This window comes from Amycolatopsis silviterrae (genome assembly GCF_042684085.1).
Taxonomy (GTDB): domain Bacteria; phylum Actinomycetota; class Actinomycetes; order Mycobacteriales; family Pseudonocardiaceae; genus Amycolatopsis; species Amycolatopsis silviterrae.
In genome coordinates, this window is sequence record NZ_JBHUKS010000010.1 from 152,954 (window position 1) to 164,712 (window position 11,759).

12 protein-coding genes and 1 pseudogene are annotated in these 11,759 nt (G+C 70.0%); 4 read left to right on the forward strand and 9 right to left on the reverse strand.

The window, feature by feature from the left end; translation table 11 throughout:
- The first annotated feature begins 29 nt into the window (after positions 1-29).
- Positions 30-548 carry an NUDIX domain-containing protein gene (locus ACFSVL_RS15415; RefSeq protein ID WP_378304630.1) on the forward strand — a complete coding sequence of 173 codons (519 nt, stop codon included), beginning with the start codon at positions 30-32 and terminating at the stop codon, positions 546-548.
- 156 nt (positions 549-704) lie between these two features.
- Here the strand turns inward: ACFSVL_RS15415 and ACFSVL_RS15420 are convergent, their stop codons facing one another.
- From ACFSVL_RS15420 to ACFSVL_RS15430, 3 genes are all read right to left on the reverse strand, one after another.
- The gene (locus ACFSVL_RS15420; RefSeq protein WP_378304632.1) at positions 705-1,310 is read right to left on the reverse strand and encodes a hypothetical protein; all 606 of its coding nucleotides are present in this window, start codon (positions 1,308-1,310) and stop codon (positions 705-707) included.
- Positions 1,311-1,379: 69 nt separating this feature from the next.
- Positions 1,380-2,303, reverse strand: a complete 924-nt coding sequence (locus ACFSVL_RS15425) for an aldo/keto reductase (RefSeq protein WP_378304634.1) — start codon at positions 2,301-2,303, stop codon at positions 1,380-1,382.
- A gap of 94 nt (positions 2,304-2,397) precedes the next feature.
- Positions 2,398-2,736: a hypothetical protein gene (locus tag ACFSVL_RS15430; protein ID WP_134668472.1), complete on the reverse strand. Its 339-nt coding sequence runs from the start codon at positions 2,734-2,736 to the stop codon at positions 2,398-2,400.
- A 118-nt stretch (positions 2,737-2,854) separates the two neighbouring features.
- Here ACFSVL_RS15430 and ACFSVL_RS15435 point away from each other — a divergent pair, with 118 nt between their 5' ends.
- On the forward strand, positions 2,855-3,760 hold the full coding sequence (locus ACFSVL_RS15435; protein ID WP_378304636.1) for a DMT family transporter: 906 nt from the start codon (positions 2,855-2,857) through the stop codon (positions 3,758-3,760).
- A 150-nt stretch (positions 3,761-3,910) separates the two neighbouring features.
- On the opposite strand, the gene arc is transcribed toward ACFSVL_RS15435, so the two are convergent.
- On the reverse strand, positions 3,911-5,713 hold the full coding sequence (gene arc, locus ACFSVL_RS15440; protein WP_378304638.1) for a proteasome ATPase: 1,803 nt from the start codon (positions 5,711-5,713) through the stop codon (positions 3,911-3,913).
- A 338-nt stretch (positions 5,714-6,051) separates the two neighbouring features.
- Between arc and ACFSVL_RS15445 the strand changes: the two genes are divergently transcribed.
- Positions 6,052-6,951: a hypothetical protein gene (locus ACFSVL_RS15445; protein WP_378304640.1), complete on the forward strand. Its 900-nt coding sequence runs from the start codon at positions 6,052-6,054 to the stop codon at positions 6,949-6,951.
- Complete coding sequence (locus ACFSVL_RS15450) at positions 6,952-7,410, forward strand: hypothetical protein (protein WP_378304642.1); 459 nt, start codon at positions 6,952-6,954, stop codon at positions 7,408-7,410.
- On the opposite strand, the gene ACFSVL_RS15455 is transcribed toward ACFSVL_RS15450, so the two are convergent.
- The 5 genes and pseudogenes from ACFSVL_RS15455 to ACFSVL_RS15475 all read right to left on the reverse strand — a co-directional run.
- Entirely contained in the window at positions 7,407-8,237 is an 831-nt protein-coding gene (locus tag ACFSVL_RS15455) for a tRNA (adenine-N1)-methyltransferase (protein WP_378304644.1), read from the reverse strand. The genes ACFSVL_RS15450 and ACFSVL_RS15455 overlap by 4 nt on opposite strands.
- A gap of 79 nt (positions 8,238-8,316) precedes the next feature.
- A complete protein-coding gene (locus ACFSVL_RS15460; protein WP_378304646.1) occupies positions 8,317-9,471 on the reverse strand; it encodes a M50 family metallopeptidase in 1,155 nt (384 codons plus the stop codon).
- Positions 9,472-9,789: 318 nt separating this feature from the next.
- A complete protein-coding gene (locus ACFSVL_RS15465) occupies positions 9,790-10,923 on the reverse strand; it encodes a 4-hydroxybenzoate 3-monooxygenase (RefSeq protein WP_378304648.1) in 1,134 nt (377 codons plus the stop codon).
- Positions 10,924-10,996: 73 nt separating this feature from the next.
- Entirely contained in the window at positions 10,997-11,434 is a 438-nt protein-coding gene (locus ACFSVL_RS15470) for a helix-turn-helix transcriptional regulator (protein WP_378304693.1), read from the reverse strand.
- Positions 11,435-11,467: 33 nt separating this feature from the next.
- A pseudogene (locus ACFSVL_RS15475) lies at positions 11,468-11,749 on the reverse strand (AraC family ligand binding domain-containing protein); the annotation flags it as partial.
- Between the last annotated feature and the right edge of the window lie 10 nt (positions 11,750-11,759).

The following is an 11,759-nucleotide window of genomic DNA, read 5'->3' on the forward strand; positions in this document are numbered from 1 at the left end:
ACGGGTTCGCCGCGTGCGACGATGCCCCCATGCCAGGCAGTGACGAACTCGTTGCCCTCTATGACGACGCAGGCCAGCCGGTAGGCGAAGCCCTCCGCTCCCAGGTCCGAGCCGAAGGCCTGTGGCACGCCGCCGGCGTCGTTCTCGTCCGATCGGGCGACGGCCAGTCCGTCTACGTGCACCTGCGCACCGCGGACAAGGACGTTTTCCCGTCCACCTGGGACTGCTGGGCGGGCGGAGTCGTCGCCGCGGGCGAAACCCCCGCCGACTGCGCGCGCCGCGAACTCGCCGAAGAACTCGGCGTCCACGGAGTGGAACCGGAACCGCTGTTCACCAAAATCTACGACGACGGAAGCATCCGCTGCCACAACTTCGCCTTCGAAGTCCGCTGGGACGGACCGGTCCGCCACCAACCGGAGGAGATCGTGGAGGGATGCTGGGTTTCGCTGGAGGAGCTTCGGGCGTGGGTTTTTGACCCCAACCCCAGCCGTCGCTTCATCCCAGACGGCCGTGAGGGCATTCGAGAATGGTTCCGGAGCTGTGTTTGATGGCGTCGGCTTCGCCGCCGCGTGCGGGATCGCCTTTAGTCGGCGTCTGACCGAGTGGCGTGCTGGGCCCCAGGGGGCCGGGCACGCCACTCGGTCAGACGCCGACGCGATCCCGCGGTCGTGGTCCGGTTAAAGAAGCGTGTGCTGGGTGTGTGGTTAGAGCTTCGCCGTGAGCTTTGGCAGTAGCCGCTTCGCCGCGTCTTGTGCTCGTGCTGGGGTGCTTGCCGCGACGCTTAGCGCCGACACCAGACTCCCCTTGGCCACCAGCACCGCACATGTCGAGCCTTCGCACCACGCTCGCTGCACGGTGATTCCCGGCTGCGGCGGTAACTCCACCTCGGCACCTGCACAATGTGTGCGTGCGACGACGTCCTCACCCGACCGATCCGCGTACATCGTGACCTCGTGCGTCAACGCTGAACCGCTCGGGTATACCCAGCTCACGGACTTGCGCTCCCCCGCAGCCAACCCGCTCAAACATCCGGAAACCCGCCCGGACCCCGGAGCGACGCCCTCCTCGGCAACGTCCGAATCGGACAGCAGGGCTGCCTCCGCGCGCCGCGGATCCGGGGCTGGCGAAGAAGAAACAACCGGCGGATCTACCGGACGCGACACCGGTGGTGCCACCGGGGCGCTCGTGTCCGGAACCGGATCGTCGTAATAGGTCTCAAGATTGTTGGGCCGATTGCCGCACCCGGCGAGCCCGGCCAGCGCGCCCAGCCCGACCAGCACAGCGACCGCTGGCACCTGCCGACGACGCACGTTGCCCCTCCGCGCTCAGATTTGCCCGTCCGCCCCGGGCCGTGGTGCGCCCGAGGGTAATGCAGCCGCTCAGCTCCACCCGAGGTGGGATCGATGCGCCCAGTACTCCCGCGCGTCCTGCGCGAGTTCTCCCAGCACAGCGCGGTCTTCGCCGCTGAGCCGCACCCGCGCGGCAGCCAGGTTCGCGGCCAGCTGCGCCGGGCTCGACGGACCGAGCACCGCCACCGGAGCCCACTCCTGCCCGAGCACCGCCGCCACCGCGATCGCGTCCGGGCCGACCCCGTGCGCCTCGGCGATCCGCCGCAGCGGTTCCGGGGCCTCGACGACGAGCCGACCGTTCGCGAGAGTTTCCTTGACCAGCACCCGTTTCCCGGCCGCCCGCGCCTCGGCCAGCGCCGGGCCGACCGACGGCTCGAAAACGTTCCAAGTGGACTGAACCGACGAAAACACCGGCCGCCCGCCCGATTCCAGCTCGAACGCCCGGCGGACCACGTCCGCCTGCGCCGGCCCGGAGGTGGAGAATCCGACCTCGACGCCGTCGTCGGAAAGCGCGGCCAGTGCGTCGATCAGCGCTGGGTCAGCGAAAAGCGGACTGTCCACAGTGAGCGAATGAACCTGATACAGGTCCACGTGTCCGCCCAGGAGTTGCCGGGTTTGCGCCCACTGCTCACGAAACCGCGGCAGCGTGTGTTCCTTGACCTCATGGACCTCCGCGTCGAGCTGCCAATCACCGACGTAGCGGTAGCCCCACTTGCTGGACACCGTGATGTCCTGATGCCCGCGTTCGGCCAGCCAGCCGCCGAGAAACTCCTCCGAACGGCCGTAGGACCGTGCGACGTCGACCCAGCGCACCCCGGCCGCGTAGGCAGCGTCGAGCACCGCGTGCGTCGCGGCGCGCATCGACGGCACATCCCGGACTTCGGGCAAATCCCGCCCCAGGTTGATATATGCCGGACGGCCAAGCGCGGCCAGGCCCACCGCGATGCGGTCCATCGGGGTCCCCTTGTCGTTGCTGTGTTTGAGAATTGCGGAGAAAGGTTAGGCGAGGCGACGCGGAGTGTTTTCTGATCGCCAGATGTATAGGTCGTTATACACTTTGTTTGTGCCGGAGGATGGCGAGCCATTGGCTGGCGTTTTGGGCTTGGCGGTGGAGTTTTTCGAGGCGGGCGGCGGGTGCGCGGACGTAGCCTTTGCCGAAGACGGGGGCGATTTGGCGGAGGCTGGCTCCTTCCTCGCGGGCGGCGAGGAGTGCCCAGTCGGAGGCGTCGGCGCAGGCCGCGGAGGCGCGGCGCAGCTCCCCCAGGAGGTCGATCAGGTCGTTCGCGTTCAGCTCCCCCGCCTGGACGGCGGCGGCGGTCGTTTCGAGCCAGGCGAGGACGTCGGCTTCGGTGATCGGCGGCCGCGGACGGGCGTTGTCAGTGCTCACGCGGCGCAGTATAGGGCGTTATACACTGACGTCGAGCGCAGTGACCGAAACCCGCTGGACTCCGGGCGTGGCGCGCACGTTGACTGGCCGCAGACAGTCGGTCGTTAACGGAGGTTCAGTGAGGTTCGGCATCGCCGCGCGCTTTGTCGCGCTCGCCGTCGCGTGGGGCGCGAGTTTTCTCTTCATCAAGGTGGGCCTGCAAGGGCTGTCGCCGGCTCAGGTGGCCTTGGCCCGGGTCGCGCTGGGCGCGCTGACACTCGGCGGATTCTTGGTGCTGCGCAGGCGATCGCTCCCCCGCGATCCCGCGCTGTGGGGGCATCTCGCAGTGGTCTCGCTGCTGTTCTGCGTGGGCCCGTTCCTGCTGTACTCGTGGGCCGAGCAGTACGTGGCGTCCGGGCTCGCCAGCATCTTCAACGCCACCACTCCCCTGCTGACCATGCTGTTCGCCGCGGCCGCGCTGCCCGCCGAACGGCTCACCCGGCCGAAAGCCGCCGGACTGCTGCTGGGTTTCGCGGGCGTGCTCACGCTCGTCGGGGTCTGGCGCGGCATCGACCTCAGCCACGAAGTCCTCGCACAGCTCGCCTGCCTTGGCGCAACGACCTGCTATGGCCTGGCTTTCGTGTACCTGCGGAAGTTCGTGTCGCCGCGCAACCCCGACCCGGTCGTCGTCGCCTTCGGGCAAACCGGTTTCGCCACCGTCATTCTCCTGGCCGCGACCCCGGTGATCGCCACGCAGCCGGTGCACCTGAACCTCGCCGTGGTCTTGTCGATGCTCGCGCTCGGCGTGCTCGGCACCGGTGTGGCCTACACCTGGAACACCGCCATCGCGACCGCCTGGGGCGCGGCCAACGCCTCCGCAGTGACCTACCTCACACCCGTGGTCGGGGTGCTGCTCGGCGTCCTGGTCCTCGACGAACCGGTGCACTGGAACGAACCCGTCGGCGCGCTGCTGGTGGTGCTCGGGATCCTCGCGTCGCACGGCCGGCTTTCCCGGGCGCGGCAATCGGTCCTGGAAAAGGTCTGACGCAGAAGCCCCAGGTCCGTGAGGGACACCTTCACGGCCCCTGATTCCCTCGGGGTTCCCCTCACGGACGCGAAACCGGGCCGACCAAGTACCCGAAACGGCCTGTGGGGCCGCCGGACGATGCCGGCGGCCCCACAGGTTCGCGGTGCGCTACAGGTACTGACCGGTGTTCGTGGCGGTGTCGATCGCCCGCCCCGATTCCTGGTTCTTGCCGGTGACGAGCGTGCGGATGTAGACGATCCGCTCGCCCTTCTTGCCGGAGATCCGGGCCCAGTCGTCCGGGTTGGTGGTGTTGGGCAGGTCCTCGTTCTCCGCGAACTCGTCGACGATCGCGTCCAGCAGGTGCTGCACGCGCAGGCCGGGCTGCTTGGTCTCCAGCACCGACTTGATCGCCGACTTCTTCGCCCGGTCCACGATGTTCTGGATCATCGCGCCCGAGTTGAAGTCGCGGAAGTACAGGACCTCCTTGTCCCCGTTGGCGTAGGTGACCTCCAGGAACCGGTTCTCGTCGCTCTCCTCGTACATCCGCTCGACGGTGTGCTGGATCATCGCGTCGAAGGTGGCCTTCTGGTCCCCGCCGAACTCCGCCAGGTCGTCGGCGTGGATCGGCAGGCCCTCGGCCAGGTACTTCGAGAAGATGTCCTTCGCGCCCTCGGCGTCCGGCCGCTCGATCTTGATCTTCACGTCGAGCCGCCCCGGCCGCAGGATCGCCGGGTCGATCATGTCCTCGCGGTTGGAGGCGCCGATGACGATGACGTTCTCCAGCCCCTCGACGCCGTCGATCTCCGACAGCAGCTGCGGCACGATCGTCGTCTCCACGTCCGACGACACGCCGGAGCCGCGGGTGCGGAAGATCGAGTCCATCTCGTCGAAGAACACGATGACCGGGGTGCCCTCGGAGGCCTTTTCCCGCGCCCGCTGGAAGATCAGCCGGATCGACCGCTCGGTCTCGCCGACGAACTTGTTCAGCAGCTCGGGACCCTTGATGTTGAGGAAGTAGGACTTGCCGTCCGCGTTGTCGCCGCGGGCCTCGGCCACCTTCTTGGCCAGGGAGTTCGCCACCGCCTTGGCGATGAGCGTCTTCCCGCAGCCCGGCGGGCCGTACAGCAGGACGCCCTTGGGCGGGCGCAGCTGGTACTGCTGGTAGAGGTCCGCGTGCAGGAACGGCAGCTCCACCGCGTCGCGGATCTGCTCGATCTGCCTGGTCAGGCCGCCGATGTCCTCGTAGCGGACGTCCGGGACCTCCTCCAGCACGAGGTCCTCGACCTCGGCCTTCGGCACCCGCTCGTAGGCGTAGCCCGCCTTCGAGTCGACCAGCAGCGAATCGCCCGGTTTGAGCGGCTGCTCGGCCAGCGGGTCGGAGAGCAGCACGACCCGCTCCTCGTCCGCGTGGCCGACCACCAGGGCGCGCGTGCTGCCGCCCTCGACGTCCGGTGCGAGCACCTCGCGCAGGGCGCACACCTCGCCGGTGCGCTCGAATTCGCCGCCTTCGACGACGGTGAGCGCCTCGTTCAGGCGCAGCGCCTGCCCGCGCCGCAGCGACGAGACCTCCACCGCGGGCGACACCGAGACGCGCATCTTGCGCCCCGCGGTGTACACGTCCACCGTGTTGTCCTCGTACGCCTCGACGAACACCCCGTAGCCGCTCGGCGGCTGGGCCAGCCGGTCGACCTCCTCGCGGAGGGCGAGCAGCTGCCCTCGCGCCTCGCGCAGGGTTTCGACGAGTTTCGTGTTCCGCTCGGTGAGCTGACTCACCCGTTCCGACGCCTCGGCGAGACGTTGTTCGAGAACGCGGTTCTGTCGCGGGGAATCGGTGAGCCTGCGGCGCAGCAGCGCCACTTCTTCCTCGAGAAAGCGGATCTGCCGGGCTTGTTCCTCAGTTGTCTGCCCTGCTCCGCCGGTTGCTGAAGGGTCGGCCTCCTCGCGCCGACCTCCGGGAAGGTCATGATGCATCGGGCACCTCCTCGGAGTGCTTTTCATTCCACGGTACCGGCGATCACCGACAAGAAAAGGCCTTTCCGCATCACAAGACCGGCGCGTCGCGCTTTTTCCCGCCGTCAGCACGCCCGCGCGCGCAGCGCAAGCGGCCGATTCGGTGCCGCGAGCGGGAATCCGCCCCGCGCGGGTTTCCGCAACGCGGAACCGAACGCGTTCCGGATGCCCCGCCGGGCGCCCGGCAAACCCGTCTCGCGGCCTGGCTGCGCGGAAACGCGCCAGGCTGGCTAGCATCCCCGGGTGGCCACGCTCCGCAGGTGGCCCGGACTTTCGCTAGCACGGCAGGGGGAACCGAAATGACTTATCCGCCGCAGCAGCCCGGCGGCTGGAACCAGGGCGGCCAGCAGCCGAACCCGTACGGGCAGCAGCCCGGCGGCCAGCAGCCGTACGGGCAGCCGCAGCAGGGCGGCTGGAACCAGGGCGGGCAGCCGCCGCAGGGCCCGCAGTCCGGCGGGTTCCCGGCCGCGCCCGGCGCACCTGGTCAGAGCGGCCCCTACCAGGGCGGATACCAGCAGCCGGGCGGTCCGCAGTTCGGGCAGCAGCCGGATCAATTCGGGCATTTCGGACAGCAGCCGGACCAGTTCGGCCAGCAGCCCGGCGGGCCGTTCGGGCAGCAGCCGGGCGGCCAGTTCGGCGGGTTCGGCGAGGAGCCGCCCAAAAAGAAGAAGACCGGCCTGATCGTCGGCATCGCGGTCGCCGCGGTAGTCGTCCTCGGCGGCGCGACCGGGCTGATCATCTGGCTCACCGGCGACAAGAAGGACGACACCAAGACCGCCGCCCCGCCCGCGTCGTCCTCGGCCCCGGCCGGACCGCAGTCCAGCGGCCCGAGCGGCAGTTCCTCCTCGTCCCCGTCGACCTCGGCGTCCTCGGGTTCGAGCAGCGGCGACTCCCCGGCCGCGGCCGGGGCGAAGGCGACGCCGGCCGAGCTGTTCCAGGCCGCGTCCGAGGCGTACAACAGCTCCGACACCGACGGGCTGTTCTCGATGCTCTGCACCAGCCTGACCAAGGGCCAGAAGCCGACCGAGAAGATGCCCTCGGGCATCCACTTCGAGCTGACCAGCAGCCCGCAGGAAAGCGGCGACCAGGCGACGGTGAAGTACCACGTCACCATGTCCACGAAGACCGCCGACGGCACCCTCACCGCCCTGCGCCAGGGCGGTGCCTGGTGCCTCGGGAAGGTCAGCACGGACCACTAAGTGAGACGCCGGCTCAGCACGGCACTCGTCCTGCTCGCGGTCGTCGTCGCGGGCGGTGTCCTCGGCCTGGTCTTGATCAGCCTGCCGGGGCCCGCCCGCCCGACGAGCGCGCCGCCCAGTCCCCCGCCTTCGCCGCGCGTCAGCCCGTCCGTTTCTCCCGCACCTGAGGCCGATCAGGCCGCGGTGGCCACGCTGGCGCGGACTCTCGTCGACGCGATCACCCGCGCCGACTCAGCCGAATTCGGCACGCTCACGTGCAAACCGCAAACCGCGGCGGCGCTGAAGGAACTCCAAGCTAAATGGGACGCGGCGGGCCCGCTTCAGGTCTCGCTCACCGAGCCGCCCGCCATCGCGGGCGACAAGGCCACGGTGACGGTGCGCGTCGAAGGTTCGGGCGGGCACAAGGACACCCCGTTCCCGCTGCGTCGCGAGAACGGCCGCTGGTGTGTCCCTGGTTAGCCTTTGCCCTTGCTGGGCCGCCGCGAAACCCGCGGCGAGACCGTGCCGTCCGCGAGGCGGCGCGCGGTGAGCAGGAACGCGGTGTGCGCGACCATCCGGTGGTCCGGCCGCACCGCGAGGCCGACGACGTGCCAGGGCCGCATCAGCGTCTCCCACGACTCCGGTTCGGTCCAGCACTGCTGTTCCCGCAACGATTCAGTGACCCGGGACAGCTGCGTGACGGTGGCGACGTAGACGGTCAGCACCCCGCCGGGCACCAGGTGCGCGGCGACGTTCGGCAGCTGTTCCCACGGCGCGAGCATGTCCAGCACGACCCGGTCGACCTCGCCGGCGTGCGTGGCCAGGTCGGCGACGGTGAGCGTCCAGTTGTCCGGCTTCTCGCCGAAGAACTTCACGACGTTGCGCTCCGCGTGCTCGGCGTGGTCGTCGCGGATCTCGTAGGAAAAGACCTGTCCCGCCGGACCGACCGCGCGCAGCAGCGAGCAGGTGAGCGCGCCCGAGCCGGCCCCGGCTTCGAGGACGCGCGCGCCCGGGAAGATGTCGCCCCACATCACGATCTGCGCGGCGTCCTTGGGGTAGATGACCTGCGCGCCGCGCGGCATCGACAGCACGTAGTCCGGCAACAGCGGCCGCAGCGCCAGATAGTTGCTGCCGCCGGCCGAGGTGACCACGCTGCCCTCGGGAAGGCCGATGAGGTCGTCGTGCGCGAGCGCGCCGCGATGCGTGTGGTACTCGCCGCCGTCGGCGAGCGTGAGGGTGTAGTGCCTGCCTTTCGAGTCCGTCAGCTGAACCCGGTCACCTGCACGAAACGGTCCGCTGACCGACAACTTCTTCCTCCACTGAAACCCGGAACGCCGACGTCGAATCCTCGCAGGTCGTCCCCCGCGCGTCGTGCGCGGGTGCCCCTCACCGCGCGCGACGGCCCTGCATCAGCGCGGCCCGCAGGTCTTCGCGGCGCAGCACGCCCGCCGGCCGCCCTTCGTCGTCGACCACGAGGAACTGCCACGCGGGTGTCTCGCGCACGCGCTCGGCGATCTCCTCCCCCGGCTCCGACGCCAGCAGCACCGTCTCCGCGCGGATCGGCTCCGCGGCCTGTTCGGCGGGCGCGTGCGGGCTGAGGCTGGCCAGCTGCTGCGCGGCCTGCTCGTCCAGCAATCCCGCCGCGACCCCGTCCGCGCGCACCAGCACGACACCGCGTCCCGCCGAGGCGGCCAGCGCGTCGGACACCGGGCTCTCCGCCGGAAGCTGCAGCACCGGACGGACCACATCGGACAGTTCCAGCCCCGCGGGCCAGCCGCGCCGGGCTTCGGCGGCCAGCTCGGACCGCGCGCCGAGGATCACGAACCACGCCGTCACGACGCACACGCCGAGCCGCAGCCATCGGTCCGGGCTCTGCATCGCCAGCCCGAGCAGCGCCCACACGATCAGCCCGGTCGCGACCAGCGCGCCGCCGGCCACCGCCGCCTTGGTCCCCTTGGCGCGCAAGCCGGTCATCGCCCAGACGCCTGCGCGCACGAGCCGTCCGCCGTCCAGCGGCAGCCCGGGAAGCAGGTTGAAGAACCCGACCGCGAAGTTGGCCACCGCGCACTCCGCGACCAGCAGCCACACCGCGCCGTCCGGCGGCACGGCGAACAGCAGCAGCGAGCAGAACCCGCCCAGCACCAGCGAAACCGCCGGACCCGCCGCCGCGACAAGCCCTTCCTGCCCCGGCCGTCGCGGCGTACGGGCCACTTCGGACAGTCCGCCGAGAAGGAACAGCCTCAGCCGCCGCACCGGAATCCCGAGCCGCAGCGCGACGAGGCAGTGCCCCAGTTCGTGCGCGAGCACGGAAAGCCCGAGCAGCACCGCGAACGCCGCGGCGAGCAACCACGAGGTCGGCGTGGAAACGTCCGGCAGCAGCCGCCCGACCAGCGGCGCGTAGAGCACTACGATGATCAGCGACCCGATCCACCACGAGGGAGCGAGCAAAACGGGCACCCCGCCGACCCGGAACAGCAGCAGGCCACCGTCCCCGCCGGCGCGCCGAGCGGGCCCGGCGCCGTGCTGACTGGTCGCGGCCATGCGGCCCAGCGTAGGGGTCCGGGTGTGGGAAGCCGGTGACCCGGTGTCCCCGGACGGGTGGTGTCGGTCTCGTCCGGCCTGCCCGGATCGCCGGGAAGGCACTCGCGAGACTCAGGGCCGATGCCCGGGAGCCGGCGACCCCGGCCCGCTTACTGTCCACACGGGACACCGCTCCCGGCGAAATGCCCGATTGACACCCGTCTGACCGCATTCGCAGGTCCGCGAGGGACCCCATGAGGGAATCAGATTCCTTCAAGGGGCCCCTCACGGACGACAAACCCTGGCGTTGGTGCTCCGGAAGCTTCCCGGCCGGTCGGGTCAGGCGGGTTTCGGCTGGACGAGGTTCTCCAGATTCGCCCGCGCCACCTGCTTCCGGAACTCCCCGCGATACGAGGCGTCACCGGAATCGTGCATCGCGTCCGTCATCCAGACCGCCGATGCCTGCCGCTCCCAGACGTGGGCGAGGCAGGTGTCCGAGTAGCCCTCCAGCAGGCTCGTATCGTCCTTCTCCACCTGAGCGACGACCGCCCTGGCGAGCACCTCGGCGTCGTGCAGCGCGAGGCTCATGCCCTCCGCGCTCATCGGCGAAATCAGGTGCGCGGCGTCCCCGAGGAGGCACAACCGGCCGTAGCGCATCGGGCTGAACACCACCCCGCGCAACGGCACCACCTGCTTGGTCGCGATCGGCCCCCGCGCCACTGGCATGCCGAACCGCTCGGCGAGTTCGTCCCAGACCCGCTCGTCCGGCCAGTCGCCGACGGTGTCGTCCACCGGGCACTGCAGGTAGACCCGGCTCGCGTTCGGCCCGCGGGTGATCTGTGCGGCGAAGCCCCGCGAGTGCACCGCCATCACAGCCGCCGGGTCCGCGGGCACGTCCGTCATCGCCGAGAGCCAGGCGTACCCGAACTCGTGGCTGTGACAGGTGAGGAATCCGTCCGGGATCGCCGACCTGCTGACGCCCTGAAACCCGTCGGCGCCCGCGACGAATTCGCAGCTGATCGCCCCGTCCCGGTACCGCACCCGGGGCTGCTCCGTGTCGAGCCCCTCCAGCGCGACGTCCTCCGCCCCGAACCGGAGATCGCCGCCGTCGCGCAGGAAGATCCGGATGAGGTTCCGGACGAGAACCTGCTGCGGGATGAACGCACCCGCGCCGTCCTCGTCGGCGTCCATCCGCCACGACCGCCGCTCGCCGTCGACCATCAGCGGCAGCACCACGTCGGACGGCCCGCCCCCGTGCTCCTCGACCGCCTCGCCCACGCCCCATTCGCGCAGCATCCGCACCCCGCGCCCGTCGAGCGATCCGGCTCGCTGCCGCTGCTCCACGTACTCCCGGCTGTGCTTTTCCAAGACCACGCAAGGAGTCCCGCCGCGCTGGAGAAACACCCCCAGTGCGAGCCCCGCGACCCCGCCGCCCACAACAACCACAGTGGTTTTCTCGTCTGCCTGATTCATGATCACCACTGTGTTCCGGGCCCCGCCCCGCGGACCACCAGCAACCGGGCAGCCGATGCCCCAAACCCGCCAATTACTCGGCGCGCTCGCGCAACTCAGCCTGATACCGCCCCGGCGTCTGCCCCACCAGCGCCGTGAACGCCCCGATGAACGCCGACGGATTCGCCCACCCGCACGCGATCGCGGTATCCGTGACCGACGCCCCCTCCGTCAGCCGAAACAACGCGTGATGCACCCGCAGCACCGTGCGCCACCGGTGAAAGCTCATCCCGAGGTCGCTCTGAAACAACCTGCTCAACGTCCGCTCACTAGCCCCCGCGAGCCGCCCCAGCCCAGCCAGAGTCTCGCCCCGCCCAGGCTCGGCGTGCAGCAATTCGGCGACCACGCGCAGCCAATCGTCCCGAGGCTCCGGCAGATGCAGCCCCTCCCCAGGAACCACCCCCAGCTCGTCAAGCACCACCGCCCGAACCCGCCGCTCCGCGTCAGCCGACCGCACCTCGTCCCCGGTCAAGGCCAAAATCCCAGCCCGCAACAACGGCGAAACCGCAAACACCCCGGCCCTCCGGCCCAACCCCCCGCACTCCGCCGAGGGAATGGCCAGAATCCGAGTATCAGTGCGCCCGTAAAACCGATGCGAATGCACCACCCCAGGAGGCGTCCAGCTAACCCGGTCCGCAGGCACCACCCAAGTCCCGAACTCGGTGGTAGTACTGAAAACCCCAGACGCCGCATACACCAACTGCCCACTCGGATGCGAATGCCTCCCCATCAAAAACCCACCAGGCAACCACCCCGCCCCCTGCGGCGTCATCCCGACCTCGCCCATCCCCGCACCT